Here is a 16,434-nt window from a genome sequence, read left to right on the forward strand (position 1 = left end):
AGAATGAGTCATCGTGCGAAGCGAGCCATAGGTCATTTCGGCGTCGTCAGCCAATGCAGACCCGCAACAATCTCAAAGAACGTTACCCGTACTCACCTACAGTCAGGAAATTGCCTGATCCCTTCGATAGTATCTTGACATCAAGCTACTTCAGCCGGTCGGACGGACAGGGAGACGAATCATGAACTGGGATCCAGATGTCTATCAGCTGTTCTCCGATGATCGATCCCGGCCGTTCTTCGACCTGTTGTCGGCCATTCGACCAGAAGATACAGCGGTTCGACGCGTAGTCGATCTGGGCTGCGGGCCGGGAAATCTCACCGCGGCGCTCGCGCGGCGCTGGCCCGCGGCCAGAATTTCCGGGCTCGATTCCGACGGCGCGATGATCACAAAAGCCCGAGCCGATCACGGCTCAGTGGGCAGTATCACATTCACTCAGAGCCAGATCGAGTCGTGGACCCCGGACGAACAGGATGACGTGGTGATCAGTAACGCCGCCCTGCAGTGGGTGCCCGGACACCGCGCCCTGCTGGGTTCATGGCTGACAAGTCTGAGGCCGGGCGCGTGGATCGGCTGGCAGGTTCCAGGCAACTTCGCCGCTCCCTCGCACCGGCTGATGCGTGGCCTTGCGGAATCGCCCCGGTGGTCCGGGCGGCTGGGCGATGTCCTGCGGCATGAGGACGTGGTGGCCGGGCCGGCGGAGTATCTGAGCATGCTGCAGCGCGCGGGCTTCGCGGCCACCGTCTGGGAGACCAGCTACCTGCACGTGCTTACCGGCGAGAACCCGGTGCTCGATTGGGTCCGGGGTACCGCGCTGCTGCCAATCCTCGCTGCCCTTGACGCTCATGAGGCAGATGAATTCATCGCGACATACTCAACCGCGCTCCGAGAGGCCTATCCCGCCAGCGAGCACGGCACCGTGTTCCCATTCCGCCGGGTGTTTGCTGTCGGCCGGAAGCTGTAGAACCGGCTCGGTTAGCTTGCGGACGGAACGCTAGCTTGCAGTCGGCCTGGTTAGCCGGCTGACCGCTTCGCCGATCCGTTCGTCACTCCCGGTGAGCGCGAAGCGAACATGCTGCGCACCGGCCGCGCCGTAGAAGATACCTGGCCCGGCGAGAATGCCGAGATCGGCCAGCCGGTCAATCGTGACCCAGCAGTCCTCATCTGCGCTGGCCCAAAGGTAAAGCCCCGCCTCGGAATGATCGATCCGAAGGCCCCAGGCTTCCAGTGCCGGCTTCAGGCTTCGACGCCGGGCCGCATATCGGTCCTTCTGCTCGGCCACATGGGTATTGTCGCCCAGCGCGGCCCGGGTGGCCTCCTGCACCGGCTTGGGCACAAGCATCCCGGCGTGTTTGCGCGAGGTCGTGAGGCTCCTGATCAGTACGGGATCACCGGCCAGGAACGACGAACGGTAACCGGCAAGGTTTGACTGCTTGCTCAGCGAGTAGGCGACCAGCAGGTTGTCCAGCGAGCCGCCGCTGACTCGCGGATCCAGCAGGCAGGGGACGTCCGGCGTGCTCCCGGATCCGTCTTCCCACGCCAACTCGGCGTAACACTCGTCAGAGACCACGACGACATTGTTCGCCCTGGCCCAGCGAACGGTGGCCGCAAGGGTCTCCAGGCTCAGCACCTCGCCGGTCGGATTGCCCGGCGAGTTCAACCAGAGCAGCCGGACGGCCGATGTGTCCTCGCCAGGTTCACCGGAAATTAGCTCGACGGCGTCGATCGGCAGCGCGGTCGCCCCGGCGATCCTGGCGCCCATGTCATAGGTTGGGTATGCAATCCGCGGATGCGCGACCACATCCCCGGATGTCATACCGAGCAGGGTTGGCAGCCAGGCAACGAGCTCCTTCGATCCAAGCGTCGGCAAAACGGTTGTCTCGGGATCCAGGTCGGGTACGTTGCGCCGGCGGGCGAACCAGTCGGTGATCGCGGCGCGCAGTTCCGGTGTTCCGGCGGTTGTCGGATAGCCCGGCGCGTCCGCGGCAGCACACAGCGCGGCCTGGATATGTTCGGGGGTGGAATCGACCGGGGTGCCTATCGACAGATCGACCATGCCGTTGGCGTTCTCCCGGGCTCTGGCAGCATAGGGCGCGAGCGACTCCCAGGGGTAGTCGGGTAGGTCGAGACCGAATCCCGTCGCCATCAGTGGTCTTGGTTTTGCGGCGGCAGGACGGCAATCATCGGGTGATCCTTACCCGTGTTGCCGAGCTTCGCGGCACCGCCCGGCGAGCCGATCTCGTCGAAGAACTCCACGTTGGCCTTGTAATAGTCGGCCCACTGCTCAGGCGTGTCGTCCTCGTAGTAGATCGCCTCGACCGGACACACTGGCTCACAGGCGCCGCAGTCGACGCACTCGTCCGGATGGATGTAGAGCGAACGCTCGCCCTCGTAGATACAATCGACAGGGCACTCATCGATGCAGGCTTTGTCCTTAACATCCACGCACGGTTGCGCGATGACGTACGTCACGGTCGGTACATCCTCCTCGGGCCTGGCCAGTCCTGACGTCGGCCCCATTGGGAAAACTAGGGTGAGTAGCTAATTACTATCTTTCAAGTATCCCTGATCTCTTGATCCGCAGAACCATCGGGTGGTTATGACTCACGACACAGCAGGCGCTCCTTCCTCTGATCCACAAAGCTGGAAAGCCGGTACCCGGGTTGTGGTGCGCTATTCGCTCACATCCGGCGGTCTCAGCGACGCCCTAGGCACGGTCACGGCCAACTCGGCCGAAGCGCTCACCGTGCACACCCGGTCCGGCGATATCTCGGTGCCGCACACTTCGATAGTTCTCGGTCACGAGGTTCCTCCGGCGCCGGAACGCCGCGGCGCGGCGCACCGGGCGCTCGGCCCGTCAGGTTTGCAGCGGATATTCGCAGCGACCTGGCGCCCGCGGGAATCTGCCTGGTTGCATGCGGACAACGTCCGCCAGGAACTGGCCGGCGCCGAAGGCGAAGCCGATGAATCCGGCGAGACCCGTGAGAGGGGCTGGCTGCTTCGGGCGGCAGGCGGCTACACCAGCCGGGCGAATTCGGCGCTTGCGCTCGACGATCCAGGTATGCCCCCCGGCCCGACGATCGAGGCGGTCAGCCGCTGGTACAGCGAGCGTTCGCTGACGCCCGCCGTGTGTGTTTTCGCCGTCCAGGGTGAAGTCCACCCCGCGGAGGCTGCACTGGATGAGGCCGGCTGGCAGTCGGCCAAGCCGACGGTCGCTATGACGGCGGCGAGCATCGAGGTCGCCGGCGGCGCGATAAGGCCGGCCGACCTGCAGTCTCCCGACTGGGCGTGCGTACTGAGCGACGAACCATCCGACGACTTCTACGCAGGGCTGGGGCACCCTACCGCGGAGGGTCGGCCCACTCCCCTGCACGAGCTACTCACCTGCGCGCCGCAACAGATGTTCCTGACTGTATCCAGCGTGGCGAACGGTCAGCCAGCCGGCATCGCGCGATTGGCGATCTCACAGCGCTGGGCGGTGCTCAGCGATGTGAATGTCAATCCGGTCATCCGCCGGGGCGGCGTCGGCACCCTGATGGTCAGGCTGCTGGCGGCACACGCCTATCAGCAGGGATTCAGGTCGCTGGCCCTGCAGGTCGAGGAGCAGAACGAGGCTGCGCTACGCGCGTACCAGAACCTTGGCTTCACCGAGCACCACCGCTACCACTACCGGGTCAAGCGCTAGTCGCACTCCACCTTGTTCACCGGGCGATACACCGTGGTGAATCCATCTCTCTTAATTACCTTGCCGCTATCGGCATCCTTGATCGTGCGGCCGATCTTCACCGACCAGCCCTGCGACGGACTCTGCGGCTTGCAGCCGGCAGCTGATTCCTTGATCGTTGTGCCGCTGGTATAGGCGAACCGCTCCGACTTGCTGGCGTCGACGTCCACCGTCTTCGTGCCCCAGACCTTCACGTGAACCTTGCCACCTTCCAGGTACATCTGCAGCAGAACTCCGTGGTCGGAGTCGTTGGTGAACTTCATGTCGATGCTGCTCCAGTCCAGCGTCGACTCACGGCCCTCGGGGTAGCGGGAAATGTAGCGAGAGTGCGCCTGGTGCTCGTCGAGCTGAAGCCCGGCGAAGAACGCTCCGTTGAACAGGGTGGTCGAGATCTGCGAAACACCGCCGCCGAAATCTTCCTTCATCTGGCCTTCAGAAATCACCCCGGCGGACTTGTAGCCGTTGGCCGCCGTCCGTTCCAGAATCGCCTTGTTCAGGCTGAACTGCTCGCCCGGCTTGACCACTGTGTTGGTGACCCGCTTTGCCGCGACCCGGAGATTCGTGTCACGGTTCGGCGATGAGGCGTAGGGTGTGGCGAAATCTGAAATGACTTCCTTGATGCCGAGCTTCTCGGCGTCCTTGGTGGTGAAGTCCGGCTCGCTGTCACTGAGTTCGACCGTGCCGGTGCGTTCGGAGGATGTCAGCGCCGGAACCACGGCGGCAGCAAGATCCTTGGCGTCGACGGACTTCCCTGAAACGGATTTCACTACCGTCGGCTTGCCGTCTTTCAACTCGACGGTCGCGTCCCGGGCCTCCACGCCAACCTGTGGATTTGCGGCCACCACCCGCTTGTGAAGTTCCTTCTCGTCGAAGCGCGGCTCGAGCTTGCCGTCCTTCGGGTGGAACGACAGGGTGCTGGCGATGATCTTCGGGCTGACATCGAGCACTTCGGAGTCCACCGAGACCTTGACCGGCTCCGAGACGGCTGGTTCGGCTACCGAACTCAATGTCTCCTCTGCCTCGTCATCACTGATCTCCGGGGCCACCACCGCGGCCGGAAGGTCGATGACCTTGTTTTCCTCCGCCAGCCACTCCTGGCGGACGGTGCCCACGGCTTCCTCCACCGTCATGGACAGGCCCTTGTCCCCCGGCACTGCCTGAGGTTTGCCATCCTCGAAGACCACTGCGGCATCGACCGGATCGGTGTTGACTTCCTTGGCGGCATCCTCAAGCGCAGCTTGCAGCTTCGCCTCGTCGACAGAGGTCACGGGCGAAACTTCAGTCGCTCCGGTCAGTCTCGACCAGATCACCTGTGGCGACCAGTTCAGGCCGACCGCCCGGTCGACAGTCGCGTCGACATCAAGCGCCATCCCGGCATCTTTCGGGTCCAGATCTGCGGACTTCTCGCCTACCATGACCGGGAACAGATCCTCGGCACGTGGAGCCAGCCTCTCGTCGAGGGTGGTCCGCGCTTCGTCGGCACTCTGCCCTCCCACGTCGATCCCGGCCACGCTCAGGTTTGCCGGGGCCTTGGCACTCGCGTACAGGACTGCACCGAGGTAGGCGACACCGATCAGGACGATCGCAGAAATTGCGATCGTCCAGCCTTTGGCAGGTCGCCTCCGCTTAGCTTCGCTCACGTCTGTTGCCAATCCACTTCGGTTCGGGTCATCGCTGTCGACATCTGGGCTCGGAGCATCAATGCCGGCATCGGGAACGGTCCGGGAGTTGTCCTCGTCGAGGGAGTTGTTGTCAGACACAAGGCAATATGTTACAGCGGCAGCAGAATTGCTTCAGCGTGTAACGGGTCCTGCGTGGTTACGGAGCTGCAACGATCCGCTGACCTAGCCCTCGAGCCTCCGCAGTCGTTTCGGCAGTACGAAAGCCATCACGGCTGTAATTGCGGCCGGCAGCACCAGCCAGCCGAGGCCGCGAAGATTGCTGGCGACCAGGTACGACCCACCCGGAGAAAACGTTGTCTGAGAGAAGACGAAGGCAGCGACAAAACACATCGTGCCGATGAGCATGGCTGGGCCGGTTCGGCGGGAGAAGGCGGCGACATACACCTGCGACGAGATGACCAGCAGTAGACTCAGTACGAGGCCCACAGGCAACATCGAGCCGCCAACCATCAGGTAGGACAGGTGTTGCAGGGTGCCGGTGATCGCCACGATCAGTCCGAGCACCAGAGCGGTTAGATAGCCGATGATGCCGCGCTGCCGCGCCGACATCTCGATCCGTTCCTCGGCCAGGTAGTCAGAGCCGGCGGAACCGGTGTGAATCGCGCCGTCGGGACTGGCTCCGCTCCGGCTGACTCCGCTCAGGGCGTCGTCGCTCAGCGCCCCGTCCGCCAGTTCGAGACCGGCAATCAGGCTGGTCTCGCGGCCATCTGATCCGTTCGCGGGCCCTGGAGTGCCTCGCACCAGGCGAAAATACTCCACGTCGGCAATCCGCTGTCCGATCCGGTTGCTCAGCGCCATGAACTGCCCGATCACTGAAACCTGGGTGGCGTGCCGGGAAAGCGCCAGAGCCTTCGCCCCGACGAAGGCATCGATGTCGACGGCGGTTGTCACCTCATGATCGGGGGTCGGCGTGATCGGGATCGCCTCGACCGGAGAAAACCCGGTTTCGGCGAATCCCGGTTGCCCGGGGTCGAAGTCTGCCCGGAGCTCGGATTCGGGTGTATCGATCTGGTACACCTTCGGCACCGGCCAGCCGGGCTGCTTCTGGAAGCTTTTCGCGGCAGCTTCGATCGCAGCCATCGTGATCTGCTGCGCACGCACGTGGTCAGGGTGGCCGTAGCCGCCGTGGATGTTGTAACTGACGACGACGTGCGGCCGTACCTCGCGAATTATCCGCTCCAAATAACCGGCGGCCTCGGCGATCGGAGCATTGCACAACGCATCGGGATGCATTTCCGCCGGCGCCTCGGCGTGGCCGGAGCGCCCCCAGACCATGCCGGAATCGCGGAAGCGTCGGGGGGTCAGATCGTCTTCTCCGTAAACGTCACCGAGGAAGCGATGATCGGTGACGCCAAGCACGGCCATCGCCGCGGCAAGTTCGCCCTCACGATGCTCCGCGAGCCGATCGCCGTGGTTTCCGCTGGCCCGGCGTTCAGCCTCAGTCGCCGGTGCCTGAAGCTGAGCGAGTTCGGCAGGAATCACCTCGCCGAGTTCGCCCCGGGTGCAGGTGACCAGGGTGACAGCGGCCCCGTCCGCGACCGCGCGGGCCATCGTGCCCCCGGTGGTGATGGTCTCATCATCCGGATGGGCATGGACGAACAACAGTCGCGGAACTTGGGAGGCCACGACGTCCGCGCTAGGCGTTGGCGCGCCGCAGCTTTGCCGCGGACTTGGCGCGCGCGTTGGCGTCCAGCTCGACCTTGCGGATCCGAACGAAAGCCGGCGTCACCTCGACGCACTCATCCTCACGGGCGAACTCCAGGGACTCTTCCAGCGTGAGCTTGCGCGGCGGCGTCAGGTTCTCGAAGGTGTCCGAGGAAGCGGCACGCATATTGGTGAGCTTCTTTTCCTTCGTGATGTTGACGTCCATGTCATCGGCGCGGGAGTTCTCGCCGACGATCATGCCTTCGTACACCTCGGAGGTCGGTTCGACGAAGAACGAGCCGCGCTCCTGCAGGTTGATCATCGCGAAGGGAGTGACAACGCCGGAGCGGTCTGCGACCATCGAGCCGTTGGTGCGCATTTCGATCGCGCCAACCCACTGCTCGTAGCCATGTGCAATCGACGAGGCGATGCCGGTGCCCCGGGTGTCGGTCAGGAACTTGGTGCGGAACCCGATCAGGCCGCGAGCGGGAACTATGAACTCCATCCGGACCCAACCGGTGCCGTGGTTCGACATACTTTCCATCCGGCCCTTGCGCGATGCCATCAACTGGGTCACGGCACCGAGGAATTCCTCCGGCACGTCGATGGTCATGTGCTCCATCGGCTCGTGAACCTTGCCGTCGACCTGCTTGGTGACAACCTGCGGCTTGCCAACGGTGAGTTCGAATCCTTCGCGGCGCATCTGCTCGACCAGGATTGCCAGCGCAAGTTCGCCACGGCCCTGGACCTCCCAGGCGTCCGGACGTTCGGTAGGCAGCACGCGGAGCGAGACGTTACCGACCAGCTCCTTGTCCAGGCGGTCCTTGACCATACGTGCGGTGACCTTGGTGCCCTTTTCCCGACCGGCCAGCGGCGAGGTGTTAATGCCGATGGTCATCGAGATAGCCGGGTCATCGACAGTGATCAGCGGAAGCGGACGCGGGTCGTCGGGATCGGTCAGGGTTTCCCCGATGGTGATTTCCTCGATACCGGCCACGGCGACGATGTCGCCGGCGTAGGCGGTTTCGGCGGAAACCCGCTGCAGGCCCTTTGTCTCAAGCAGCTCGGTGACCTTGACGTTTTTGATCGTGCCGTCCTGCCGCGCCCACGCGACGATCTGGCCCTTGTGCAGCTTGCCAGCGAAGATCCGCAGCAGTGCGAGGCGGCCGAGGAACGGCGAGGCGTCCAGGTTGGTCACGTGTGCCTGCAGAACGCCGCTGGGGTCGTACCGCGGCGCGGGAATCGTCTCCAGGATCGTCTCGAACAGCGGCTCGAGGTCCGGGTTCTCCGGAGCGGTGCCGTCTTCCGGCTGATCGAGCGATGCGCGACCTTCACGGGCGGCGGCGTACACGATCGGCACATCGAGTACCGCGTCGACGTCGAGGTCAGGGACCTCATCGGCCAGATCGCTGGCCAGGCCGAGCAGCAGGTCCTGGGTCTCTTCCTCGACTCCGTCGATTCGCGCGTCGGCCCGGTCGGTCTTGTTGATCACCAGGATGACTGGAAGCTTGGCTGCGAGCGCCTTGCGGAGCACGAAGCGGGTCTGCGGCAGCGGGCCCTCCGAAGCGTCGACGAGCAGGACGACGCCGTCAACCATCGACAGGCCACGTTCGACCTCGCCGCCGAAGTCAGCGTGGCCGGGTGTGTCGATCACGTTGATGGTGATGCCGTTCGGCTCGCCGTGCTTCTCGGCGGACGGCCCGCGGTAGAACACTGCCGTGTTCTTGGCCAGAATGGTGATGCCCTTTTCGCGTTCAAGGTCGCCGGAGTCCATCACCCGGTCGGCGATTTCGCCATGGTCACCGAAGGCACCGGTCTGGCGAAGCATGGCGTCGACGAGCGTCGTCTTGCCATGATCGACGTGTGCCACGATGGCGACGTTTCGGAGGTCGCCGCGTACCGCGAACTGCTCGGCGGTGGTGGCTTCAGGATTCTGGGCAGACATTCAGGCTCGTTCCATGGACGAAGAAAAGGGGTTTGACGCTTCAGTCTACCGGTGTGGCGACGCTTAAGTCGAAATCATGCCGGATTGCCGCCGTCCCAGGGCCTCACCGCGTCGGCAGGTAACGACCCGTCATCAGCTGTCATTATTTATTGACCTGCTCTGATTGCGACGGGAACTATGGAGGCATGCAAGCTTCGTCAGCGCCCGTGGTCCTTTCCCCCGGCGACACCAGCGCCACGTTGGAATCGTCTGCCTTCACTCATCTGGCCGGCAGCTTGTACGCCAGGTACCTGGCACCGGATTTCGTTACCGCAGCGAAACTGGTCAGCCAGGTCGCCGACATCGCCGAAGGCCTCAACCACCACCCGGACATCGAATGGAAGTTCCGCGCGGTTGCATTCACCCTGACCACCCACGATCAGGGCGGCGTCACCGAAACCGATCTCGACCTGGCAGCCAAGATCCAGGAAATCGCGGATTCGCTCGACGCAGCGCCGCAGCGGATAACGCCGGCGAAGTATGAACTCGCTATTGACGCGGTGGATCCGGACGCCATTCGCGACTTCTGGCGCGCCGGGCTCAACTATGTCGACAAGGTCACCGCGGAAGGGGCCGTCGACCTCGCCGATCCGCTCGGAGTCGGGCCCACAGTCTGGTTTCAGCAGATGGCCGAGCAACGCTCAGACCGCAACCGGGTGCACCTCGACGTCTACGTTCCGACCACACACGCCGAAACCCGGGTCGCCGAGGTGCTCGAGGCCGGTGGCTACCTGGTCACCGACGAGCACGCACCAGACTGGTGGGTGCTCGCCGATGCCGAAGGCAACGAGCTGTGCGTCTGCACGTCGGCGACCTGAGGTTTCGTCAGGAAACCCGGTGCGTCGCTCAGGACACTCGGAACCCGGACTCACTTAAAGCCGCCTCAGGAAACCCGGCGTTCCTCTTCGAGCAACGCGTCCCGCTGCTCACGGCGGATCCGTTGCTCCGCGGGATCCGGCACCGGTACCGCTGACAGCAGCCGCCTGGTGTACGGATGCTGCGGGTTGCTGACGATCTGCTCGGTGGGACCGACCTCGACCAGGCTCCCCTTCTGCATGACCGCGATCCGGCTGGACAGGATCTCGACGACCGCGAGGTCGTGGCTGATGAACAGGCAAGCGAAGCCATGCTCGCGCTGCAGCTGCTGAAACAGCTCGAGAACCCTTGCCTGCACCGACACATCGAGTGCCGATGTCGGCTCGTCCGCCACCAGCAGCTTTGGTTCCAGCGATAGCGCACGGGCAATGCCGATCCGCTGCCGCTGACCACCGGATAGCTCGTGCGGATAGCGATTCCGCATTGAGCGCGGCAGTTCAACGCTGTCCAGCAGAGCTTCCACCCGTTTGCTGAGCTCGGCGCCTTTCATGCCCTCGTGCAGGTACAGCGGCTCACCGATCGACTCGCCGACCGGCAGCCGCGGATTCAGCGACGATCCAGGATCCTGAAACACGATCCCGATATCCTGGCGGAACGGGCGCAGGTCCTTCGGTTTAGCGTTGGTGATATCCCGGCCGGCAACACTGAGCCGGCCTTCAACGACGGGCAACAAGCCCACCGCGGCCCGGCCGATTGTGGTCTTGCCCGAGCCGGACTCCCCCACCAGGCCGACGACCTCGCCCGGATTGATCCGCAGATCGATGTCTGTCGCGGCACGGAAGGCAGGCCTGCGGCCGACCTTCGGATATTCGATGGACACGTTTTCCAGATGTAGGGCCGGGGTTACTGTCTCGTCGACGCCGGCCTGATGACCGGACGCGGAGACTGCCGCGGCCTCGGATCCTTCATCGCCACGCGACGTCGCACCGGTGACGCCGGCGGCGCCGCCCTCGATCCGGGAACCAAGGTGCGGGACAGCGCTCAGCAGCTGGCGGGTGTACTCGTGCTGCGGATTGCCGAAGATCTGCTCGGCGGTGCCCTGCTCGACGACTCGGCCTTGTTTCATCACCAGCATCCGGTCCGCCATATCGGCGACAACACCCATATCGTGGGTAATCAGGATGATGGCAGCGTCGACCCGTTCACGCAGATCCCGCATCAGCTTGAGGATTTCCGCCTGAACGGTCACGTCGAGCGCCGTTGTCGGCTCGTCGGCGATCAACAGCTTCGGATCACAGGCCAGTGCCTGGGCGATCATGATGCGCTGACGCTGACCACCGGACAGTTGGTGCGGGAAGGAGTTGAACCGAACCTCGGGTTCCGGGATCTCCACCAGGCGCATCAGCTCAAGTGCGCGTTCCTTGGCCTTTGCTGGTCCCATGATGAAGTGTGTCCGCAGGGTCTCCACGATCTGGAAACCCACGGTGTACACCGGGTTCAGCGCCGTCATCGGCTCCTGGAAGATAACCGAGATCTCGTTGCCCCGGATGTTCCGCAGCTTCGAGCCAGTGAGCCCGATCAGCTCCTGGCCCTTGAGCTTCGCACTCCCGGTCGCCCGGCCGTTCGGCGGCAGCAATCCGATCAGCGACATCGACGACTGCGACTTGCCTGAGCCGGACTCACCGACGATGGCGAGCACCTCGCCAGCACGAAGCTCGTAGTTCAGGTCCACCGCCGCCGGGAACCATTCACCACTGACCCAGAAGTTGACGCCCAGATCGCGGACTTCGAGGATTGGCTCACCTTTGGCCACCGGACTGTCCGGAACCGCCTTTTCGGCAGCGTTTTGGTCAGTCATCAGATCCCACCTTTACCCGTCATGGTTCGTCCAGCCGCCTGGCGTGCCGAAGCCTCTGCCTTGTCCATCTGCTTCTGAGACGGGATCTTCTTCTGCCGCGGATCGAATGCGTCGCGCAGGCCGTCGCCGATGAAGTTGATGCACAGCGCGATCACGATAATGAACAAACCGGGCCACCAGAACAGCCACGGCCGGGTGGCGAAGGCGCTCTGGTACTCATTGATCAGCTGGCCCAGCGATACGTCCGGCGCATTGATCCCGAAGCCGAGGAAGCTCAGCGCGGTTTCCAGCACGATCGCTGCCGACATCAGCAGCGTCGTGTTCACGATGATCACGCCGATCGCGTTGGGTAGCATGTGCTTGGCCATGATCCGGAAGTCGCTCGCGCCGGCGACCCGGGCCGCATCGACGAACTCGCGCTCCCGCAACGACAGGAACTCGCCGCGGACCAGACGTGCCAATCCGGGCCAGAGAATCAGGCCGAGCGCGACAGCCAGCAGCAGCGGCGTTCCACCGCCGACCAGGCGGCCGAGAATCGCGCCGATCACGATCACCGGTAGTGTGATGATCATGTCCGTGAACCGCATCAGCAGGTTGTCTGTCTTCTTGCGGTAGAAGCCGGCAAGACCACCGATCACTACGCCCACGACGAGCGCGATGATTCCCATCACGAACATCACCATCAGCGAAGTCTGGATGCCGCGCATCACCCGGGCGAAGTTGTCCCGGCCGATATTGTCCTGGCCGAACGGGAAGTCCCCCCAGGCCAGGCCGGAGCCGCCGAGCCAGGTCGGCAGCCCGATCGTTGGATGACCGGCGTTCTGCACCGGCTGGGTATTGGTGAAGTTCCACTTCCACCAGCCCGGAATCGGACCGACGCCGACGGAGGTGAAGGCGACAATCGCGATGACGACGAGCACGATGATGCCGACGATTGCGCCCTTGTGGTGGATGAACCGGCGCCAGACGATCTGCCCTTGGGACAGACCGGCGACGTCCTTGAGTTCAATTGCGTTTTCCTGATCGCCGACGGCGTCCGTATCTTCATGGGAGCCGGAGGACGGTAATAAGTTAGTCATGCGTTCACCCGAATCCGGGGGTCAAGGATGGCGTACACGAAGTCGGCCACCAGGTTTGCGAAGATCGCCAGGAAGCCAGTGATCATGATGTAGGCCATTACCGGGTCAATTTCGCTGTCTCGGAGCGAGTCGATAAACAGCTTTCCCATCCCGGACCAGCCGAAGATGGTCTCGGTGATCACGGCGCCGCCGATCAGCGTGATGATATCGACCGGGACGATCGATGCCAGCGGCAGCAACGCGTTTCGCAGCGCGTGCCGCATGATCACCGTCCGCTCGGTGAGCCCCTTTGCCCGGGCCGTGCGGATGTAGTCCTGGTTGAGCACCTCGAGCATCGAGCCGCGAGAGTACCTGGTGTAGGTGGCGAACGAAATCAAGATCAGCGCGATCGATGGCAGCAACAGGTGGGTGAAAGTGTCAAGGGTGCTGACCCAGAAATCGCCGCCCAGCCCAGGTGTCGCAGAACCAATGGTGGCTATCGGCCGGTTCTTGATCACGTTGGCGTTCGAGTAGAGGTCCCAGCTCTGCATCACCTTGTCGACGAAGATCAGGCCGCCGACCAGGAACGCCACAATCGCAGCGGTGCGGCTGGACTGCGAGCGGTCCGGCCCGCCGAACAGGTAGCCAACCAGGATGCCGACGCCGATCGACACTACTGCCAGACCCACGATCACCCAGAAGTTCGCCGTCACGTAGTAGAAGAACCACTGCATCGGGTAGTAGAGCACTATGCCAATGCCTGCCGTTGTCAGGGCAGAGTACAGCGCCCTCTTGTTCCTCAGCCCGGTGGAAAGCATGGTGACCACGACGGCGATTCCGACGGACGTCACCAGGACCACCACGATGCCGAGGCTCGGGTTCAGCAGCCAGCCGCTGGTCAGCACGTAGACCAAGGCGCCAAGGGTGACCACAGCGGCAACGCCGAAGACCATCGCCCGACGGGTCTTCTGGCCGCCAATGGCGCCCATCCAGAACAGGCCGGACACGATGGACAATATTATTACCGCCGGCCAACTGATCGCGGGATTGTTGACGAAGTCGTTGAATCCGATGGCGAGGAACTGCTTGAGCAGCACTGCGACCCAGAAGATGGGCAGCGAGTAGAGCACGAATGAAATGAAAGTAATTGTGTAGTCGAAGCCGGTGTACTGCCGCAACGCGCTGACCAGCCCGACGGTGACGCCGAGAGCGATTGAAACAACGGTAGCCGCGACGATCAGTTGCAGGGTGGTGATGATGGCGCCGCCGAGCAGGTCGGTGACCAGCTGATTGCTGCGCCAGGCGGTGCCCAGGTCGCACTGCCCGATAAAGCAGCCGCTGGCATCGCGCAGCCACCAGAAGTACCGGACGATCGAAGGAGTATCGAGATTGAGCATTCTGATCCGGGATTCGATCAGTTGCTGCTTGTTCGGCGATGTGCTGGTGCGCAGATCTTCGATCGGATCCATTGCGAGATCCAGCAGCAGGTACATCGCTATCGATACGATCAGCATGATGACGATGGCCGAGGCGAGTCGCCTGGCTATGAAATTAAGCATGGTTGCCTTAGGAGTTTCTCAGCCCTCGGTGCCGGGCCCAAGCGGAAGCGTCTGCAACCTGATCATGAACCGAACACCTGTGTGGGGCGCCGAGCTGGACTCGACGCCCCACAATCAGGCCACTAACGGAGGTGGATTGTGAAGACAGGCGGCGCCTACTTCACTTCCCATTCCCAGAAGTTCCAGAACACGGTCGGGCTGACCGTGATCGTGCTGACGTTGCTGACATTCTCGTTGTAAGCCGTCAAGCCGGGGAACTGGAACAGCGTGACGCCGAAGGCATCCTCGACCAGCTTCTTCTCAACGTCGATGTTGATCTGCTTCTGCTTCTCCGGGTCGGTCTCGACCTGCAGCTGATCGTAGAGCTTGTCGACGTCCGGGTTGTTGTAGCCGCCGAAGTTGTTCTGCCCGGTGCTGCGGAAGTTCGCATCAGCCTCGGTCACTGCGGTGGACACTGACTGCCAGCCGAAGAGCGAGGCGTCATAGGTCTTGTCGCCAAGCTTTTCGCTCCACTTCGCGTCACCATTGTCGATGATTTCGAAGCCGGCTTCTTCCGCTGATTCCTTAATCAGCTGGAATTCCTGCTCGCGGCGCTGGTTGCCCTCGGCGTACATGATCCGGACCTTGGGCTTGTCGACGCCGGCCTGCTTCAGCAGGTCCTTGGCACCGGCGATATCCGCCTCTTTCTCCTCGGCCACGCCATTTGCAGCGACGGTGTCATCGTAGTTGGGCGAACCCGGAACAACGTTGAACGAATCGCGGGTCTGAGCCGTGTCGGTCAGCGGCTTGACGATGGTGTCGACGATCTTCTGACGCGGGACCGCCTTCAGGAATGCCTGGCGTACCTGCTTCGCCTTTTCCTTATCGCCGCCGTACTTCTTCGGATCGAACGGTCCGTTGTTGTTGAACGTCAGGTCGATGTGCTCGTAGGTCGCATCGTCACCGGTGTCTACCTTGACGCCATCGATGGCCTGTGCGGCCTTCAGCACGTCGGCGGTTGACTGCGGCTGGATCAGGTCGACCTCGCCGTTTTCAAGCGCCTGCACGGCCGCCATCGGATCCTCGTTGTAGCGGATCGTGATCTTGTCGACCTTCGGCTTGTTCTCACCCTTGTAGTTCTCGTTCTTCTCCAGGGTCATGAACTGGTTCTCTTTGTACTCGGTCATCTTGTACGGACCGTTGCCAACCAGCAGTGACTTGTCCTCAGGCAGCGAGGTGAAGTCGAATCCCGTGTTCCAGAAGTTCGAGATCTTGGAGAGTGCGGCGTCGTCCTTGTCCTTGAACGCGGCGAGCAGCGCCTCACTGGCCTTGGCGGCATCCTTCTCACCGAGGGCGTGCTGGGCAACCACATGGGCCGGGACACCTGGTTCGGTGCTCGTGTAGTTGACTTCCCAGTCGGCGAACGGCTTGTCGTAGGTGAAGGTGACTTCCTTGCCGTCCTCGGAGACCTCCGGGAATTTGGTGATCAGCGAGAAGCCTGGGTCGGAGGCATCGAAGTAGACGTCGTCGCCGGAATTCTCCTTGACAGTGCCGTCTTCATTGGTGGCATCTTCAGCCTTGACGCTGTTGAAGTGTCCACTCTGTGCGGCCCAAGGAAGAACGACGTCAGCAGCAGTCACCGGGGTGCCGTCGGACCACTGAGCGTTGTCATTGATCGTGTACTTGACCTTCAGCGGATCATCGGAAAGCTTCTCGAAGGTGCCGTAGCCCTTGTTCGGGTGCAGTTGCAGGCTGTCATCGTAGTAAGCGAAGGATTCATTCGTCAGATAGATCGGGTTGGTATTGGCCGTGGCATTACCGTTCGACGTCGCATTGTTGTACGAGTAGAACGGCTGGTTCCACATGACCGACAGGGTCGACTCATCATTGATCGACTGGTTGTCGTCATTTCCTGCGGGTGGGGTGCAGGCACTGAGTGCCAATGCGCCGACGGCAAAGACCGCTCCAGCCGCAAGTAGTTTTCTCTTACTCAATGTTCCTCCAAGAAGCATGGCCGAAGATGCCATGACCAGTCTCCGGGTCGCGGAGATACCGTGACGCTGACGAAAACCAGACGCTATGAACGACTCGACAGTACACATAGTGAGACAGGACACATCAGTCCTGGGT

12 protein-coding genes are annotated in these 16,434 nt (G+C 62.7%); 3 read left to right on the plus strand and 9 right to left on the minus strand.

What is annotated here, in order from left to right:
- Positions 1-181 precede the first annotated feature (181 nt).
- Positions 182-964 (plus strand): trans-aconitate 2-methyltransferase, encoded by a 783-nt coding sequence (locus LWF01_RS10480; protein WP_349637344.1) that lies wholly within the window; start codon positions 182-184, stop codon positions 962-964.
- 30 nt (positions 965-994) lie between these two features.
- On the opposite strand, the gene dapC is transcribed toward LWF01_RS10480, so the two are convergent.
- Positions 995-2,146, minus strand: a complete 1,152-nt coding sequence (dapC, locus tag LWF01_RS10485; RefSeq protein WP_349637345.1) for a succinyldiaminopimelate transaminase — start codon at positions 2,144-2,146, stop codon at positions 995-997.
- On the minus strand, positions 2,146-2,472 hold the full coding sequence (gene fdxA, locus LWF01_RS10490; protein ID WP_349637346.1) for a ferredoxin: 327 nt from the start codon (positions 2,470-2,472) through the stop codon (positions 2,146-2,148). The genes dapC and fdxA overlap by 1 nt, the downstream gene beginning before the upstream one ends.
- A 127-nt stretch (positions 2,473-2,599) precedes the next feature.
- On the opposite strand from fdxA, the gene LWF01_RS10495 reads away from it, so the two are divergent.
- Positions 2,600-3,685, plus strand: coding sequence for a GNAT family N-acetyltransferase (locus tag LWF01_RS10495; protein ID WP_349637347.1), 1,086 nt, complete (start codon positions 2,600-2,602; stop codon positions 3,683-3,685).
- On the opposite strand, the gene LWF01_RS10500 is transcribed toward LWF01_RS10495, so the two are convergent.
- The 3 genes from LWF01_RS10500 to typA form a co-directional block, all read right to left on the minus strand.
- Complete coding sequence (locus LWF01_RS10500; protein ID WP_349637348.1) at positions 3,682-5,484, minus strand: VanW family protein; 1,803 nt, start codon at positions 5,482-5,484, stop codon at positions 3,682-3,684. The genes LWF01_RS10495 and LWF01_RS10500 overlap by 4 nt on opposite strands.
- Positions 5,485-5,568: 84 nt before the next feature.
- Entirely contained in the window at positions 5,569-7,032 is a 1,464-nt protein-coding gene (gene mshB / locus LWF01_RS10505; RefSeq protein WP_349637349.1) for an N-acetyl-1-D-myo-inositol-2-amino-2-deoxy-alpha-D-glucopyranoside deacetylase, read from the minus strand.
- Between the two features lie 10 nt (positions 7,033-7,042).
- Positions 7,043-8,995, minus strand: coding sequence for a translational GTPase TypA (typA, locus tag LWF01_RS10510; RefSeq protein ID WP_349637350.1), 1,953 nt, complete (start codon positions 8,993-8,995; stop codon positions 7,043-7,045).
- 185 nt (positions 8,996-9,180) lie between these two features.
- Between typA and LWF01_RS10515 the strand changes: the two genes are divergently transcribed.
- Complete coding sequence (locus LWF01_RS10515; protein ID WP_349637351.1) at positions 9,181-9,852, plus strand: 4a-hydroxytetrahydrobiopterin dehydratase; 672 nt, start codon at positions 9,181-9,183, stop codon at positions 9,850-9,852.
- A 65-nt stretch (positions 9,853-9,917) separates the two neighbouring features.
- Here LWF01_RS10515 and LWF01_RS10520 read toward each other — a convergent pair whose 3' ends face one another.
- The 4 genes from LWF01_RS10520 to LWF01_RS10535 all read right to left on the minus strand — a co-directional run bounded on the left by LWF01_RS10520 (position 9,918) and on the right by LWF01_RS10535 (position 16,298).
- Positions 9,918-11,708, minus strand: coding sequence for an ABC transporter ATP-binding protein (locus LWF01_RS10520; RefSeq protein WP_349637352.1), 1,791 nt, complete (start codon positions 11,706-11,708; stop codon positions 9,918-9,920).
- The gene (locus tag LWF01_RS10525) at positions 11,708-12,787 is read right to left on the minus strand and encodes an ABC transporter permease (protein WP_349637353.1); all 1,080 of its coding nucleotides are present in this window, start codon (positions 12,785-12,787) and stop codon (positions 11,708-11,710) included. The genes LWF01_RS10520 and LWF01_RS10525 overlap by 1 nt, the downstream gene beginning before the upstream one ends.
- The gene (locus tag LWF01_RS10530) at positions 12,784-14,325 is read right to left on the minus strand and encodes an ABC transporter permease (RefSeq protein WP_349637354.1); all 1,542 of its coding nucleotides are present in this window, start codon (positions 14,323-14,325) and stop codon (positions 12,784-12,786) included. The genes LWF01_RS10525 and LWF01_RS10530 overlap by 4 nt, the downstream gene beginning before the upstream one ends.
- 155 nt (positions 14,326-14,480) lie before the next feature.
- Positions 14,481-16,298 (minus strand): ABC transporter family substrate-binding protein, encoded by a 1,818-nt coding sequence (locus LWF01_RS10535; RefSeq protein WP_349637355.1) that lies wholly within the window; start codon positions 16,296-16,298, stop codon positions 14,481-14,483.
- Positions 16,299-16,434: the final 136 nt, after the last annotated feature.

This window comes from Saxibacter everestensis, assembly GCF_025787225.1.
Classification (GTDB): domain Bacteria; phylum Actinomycetota; class Actinomycetes; order Actinomycetales; family Brevibacteriaceae; genus Saxibacter; species Saxibacter everestensis.

Excerpts from the sequence above, each read along its gene's own strand:
- LWF01_RS10480 (WP_349637344.1), top strand. The coding sequence starts at position 182 with ATGAACTGGGATCCAGATGTCTATCAGCTGTTCTCCGATGATCGATCC.
- dapC (WP_349637345.1), bottom strand. The coding sequence starts at position 2,146 with ATGGCGACGGGATTCGGTCTCGACCTACCCGACTACCCCTGGGAGTCG.
- LWF01_RS10495 (WP_349637347.1), top strand. The coding sequence starts at position 2,600 with ATGACTCACGACACAGCAGGCGCTCCTTCCTCTGATCCACAAAGCTGG.
- typA (WP_349637350.1), bottom strand. The coding sequence starts at position 8,995 with ATGTCTGCCCAGAATCCTGAAGCCACCACCGCCGAGCAGTTCGCGGTA.
- LWF01_RS10515 (WP_349637351.1), top strand. The coding sequence starts at position 9,181 with ATGCAAGCTTCGTCAGCGCCCGTGGTCCTTTCCCCCGGCGACACCAGC.
- LWF01_RS10520 (WP_349637352.1), bottom strand. The coding sequence starts at position 11,708 with ATGACTGACCAAAACGCTGCCGAAAAGGCGGTTCCGGACAGTCCGGTG.
- LWF01_RS10525 (WP_349637353.1), bottom strand. The coding sequence starts at position 12,787 with ATGACTAACTTATTACCGTCCTCCGGCTCCCATGAAGATACGGACGCC.
- LWF01_RS10530 (WP_349637354.1), bottom strand. The coding sequence starts at position 14,325 with ATGCTTAATTTCATAGCCAGGCGACTCGCCTCGGCCATCGTCATCATG.